The sequence below is a fragment of the Proteus sp. G4380 genome (assembly GCF_963885725.1).
In the GTDB taxonomy this organism is placed as follows: Bacteria; Pseudomonadota; Gammaproteobacteria; order Enterobacterales; family Enterobacteriaceae; genus Proteus; species Proteus mirabilis.
In genome coordinates, this window is sequence record NZ_CAWPAV010000015.1 from 1 (window position 1) to 2,807 (window position 2,807).

Annotated in this window: 2 protein-coding genes; both read right to left on the bottom strand. The window is 40.3% G+C overall.

What is annotated here, in order from left to right; all coding sequences use genetic code 11:
- Nucleotides 1-70: 70 nt before the first annotated feature.
- Nucleotides 71-1,438, bottom strand: coding sequence for a C4-dicarboxylate transporter DcuC (gene dcuC, locus AACU98_RS00915; protein ID WP_004245054.1), 1,368 nt, complete (start codon nt 1,436-1,438; stop codon nt 71-73).
- Nucleotides 1,435-2,688, bottom strand: coding sequence for a peptidase T (gene pepT, locus AACU98_RS00920; protein ID WP_004245053.1), 1,254 nt, complete (start codon nt 2,686-2,688; stop codon nt 1,435-1,437). Before pepT ends, dcuC begins: the two co-directional genes overlap by 4 nt.
- Between the last annotated feature and the right edge of the window lie 119 nt (nt 2,689-2,807).

Below are 2,807 nucleotides of genomic sequence, written 5' to 3' on the forward strand. Positions count from 1 at the left end.
TTACTATTAATTTTTAGATGGTGAAAAATTATAAATTGCCTGAAGCAAATAAATGCTTCAGGCGAGTTACTTAATAATAAAATATAGCAATAATGGCGCAGTGGAAAACAAAACCAACCATAAGAGGAACAGCAGTTCTTTTTACCACATCAAAGGGTTGCAATTTAGCTCCACTGGAAACCGCAATGATCACGCCAGCCACAGGAGACATGCCACGTCCCATATGTGATGCCTGCTGCATAGGTAAAATCATTGCAATTGGATTAACCCCCATGCTATGGGCAATTTGTGGAATAAGTTCAACGAATGCAAGGAAAGGTGCATTACCTGAGCCCATAATAATTGCGGCAGCCAATGTCACGATAGCGAACACTAATGCCATTGCAAATGGTGGTAGACCAACAGATTCCGCCATAACGATCAGGCTGTCTATTGCACCACTGACTTTAATACCATGAGCAAAAACACCCGCTGCGACTAATAGCCCAACAACATTACTAAATGCAGAACCCATACCCTTTAGAAAATGTTGGAAGCCTGCACACACTGATTTAAAATCACGTAAGCGTAATGTTTCAATCAGCATACAAATTGCCATTGAAATTAATACAATAGTGACGACATCAAGGTGAATACCTTCAACAAATAGGCTTGATGAACTTACTGCCATAATAATAGGTAACATTGGCAGTAGGGCATAAAAGCCGGGGATATTTTTATCACTTTTGGCTTCTTCTGCTATTTTTCCTAATTGGGGTACAAAACCCGCTTTGCGATCACAATGGCGTTGCCAGAAGATATGGGTAATACCAACAGCTAATACAGTTGCAATCGCCGCAGGCCCTTGGTAGTAAAGCACATACTCAACCACGCCTAAGTCAACCGCTTTTGCACCTCGAATAGCATCAATCGCTGTTGGCGTGTAAGCAACGCCTAATGAAGTTGCAATGACACCGGCAGCAGATGCTGGAGATAAACCTAGTCCTATCATAATGGGGAACATGGTACCCATTAGTAGAACGGCCAATCCTGTGGCTGACGGAATAGCAAGTTGCAAAATACTCGCGAGTAAAAAAGAGAAAAATAGCAACACATAAGGTGAGCGCATATTTTTCAATGGGCGAGTTGCAACACGTACAACAGCTTCATTAGCACCAATATGATCCATATAATGGGCGAATCCCATGAGTGCCATGATCATCAGACCTAAATCTGCAGCACGACTACTAAAGAGATCACGCATAACCTCAAAGGGATCTAGCCAGCTAATACCGGTTGTTTTGACATTTTTAGGCAGAATATCTCCCCAACCAAATATCATTGTTAGTGCCATTAAGATTAAACCAGCAACTAACAAAACCGGCTCGGCTTTATATCCTTTTAAGATCATTCTAGCGACAATAATAACGACAATTAAGACCGCAAGAATTTGGATCATGCTTTAGCTCCGGGGGCAAAACGCTCTGCGGTGATCTTAACGACAGATTTCAATACATCGCTGGCAGCATAAAGCGATTTAACGGGAAGATATTCATAAATAGAGTGGAAATTGTGCGCCCCGGTAAAGATATTAGGGCAAGGTAATCCTTTTTGCGATAATGCTGCTCCATCATAGCCACCCCGCATAGGGATTGGACGAGGGGTAATACCATTGGCTTTATAAGCATCAATAGCAATATCGATAGGATATCGATTTTCACCTTGTAGACTATTAAAGACATTTGCATAACGATCGGCTTGCTTACAAACAACAGTCCCTTCACCCCATAACGCTTCACATTGCTCTGAAAGTTGTTTTAAAAATGCCATACGATGGGCGTAGCCTGCTTCTGTGAAATCACGCACATCCATTTTTAATACAGTACGTGCGCTATTACCCGCCAGTTGTTTTACCCAATAATAACCTTCACGACCTTCAGTATATTCCGGTGCTTCACCGCCCGGTAACATCGCAATAAATTTATGAGCCATTAACAGTGAATTTTTTAATTTACCTTTTGCTGACATAGGGTGTGCTGAGGTTCCGATAAAGGTTATTTCAACATCACCGGCATTCCAATTTTCATATACAAGTTCACCAATACCACAACAATCTAAGGTATAAGCAAAGTCTGCGCCGAATTCTGTTACATCAAAGGCTTTTGCACCACGTAAACCTTGCTCTTCATCGGGTACAAAACCAATTTTAACTGTACCGTGTTTGACTTCTGGATGTTGTTTAAAATATTGCAACATATCCATAATAGAGGCGATAGCCGCTTTGTCGTCAGCGCCTAATAAGCTAGTACCATCTGTTACGATGATATCGTCACCAATATAGTTTTCTAATTCAGGGAATTCACTTTGACGTAAAAAAATCTCAAGTTCTTTGTTTAAGCAAAGGTCGCCACCTTTATAAGGTAAAATTTGTGCTTTAGTATCATTAGTTTGTTCTGCACTGGTATCTAAGTGACCAAAGAAAGCCACGGTAGGAACCTCATAATCAAGGTTAGAAGGTAGTGTCGCGGTAACAATGGCAGTATCGCGAATTTTGATATCTTCAACACCTAACGCCTTTAACTCTTCGACTAATTGTAAAGCGAGGACTCGCTGACCTTCCGATGAAGGCATAATCCCCGCTGCGCCATTTTCTCTATTTGTTGTAGTATTCACCTTGGTGTAAGAAATAAACCGATCAACAATGTTCATGATTAGACTCCGTTGTGTTTTTTGTATTTTATTTAATAAAATTCTGTTGTCTCATTATTGAGAATGAACAACAGTTACTTTTATCACAAAAAAAGCATTAAAGAATTATAAAAAAATAA

What these genes read in the sequence shown, in the direction of transcription:
- dcuC (WP_004245054.1), bottom strand. Translation starts at nt 1,438, where the DNA reads ATGATCCAAATTCTTGCGGTCTTAATTGTCGTTATTATTGTCGCTAGA.
- pepT (WP_004245053.1), bottom strand. Translation starts at nt 2,688, where the DNA reads ATGAACATTGTTGATCGGTTTATTTCTTACACCAAGGTGAATACTACA.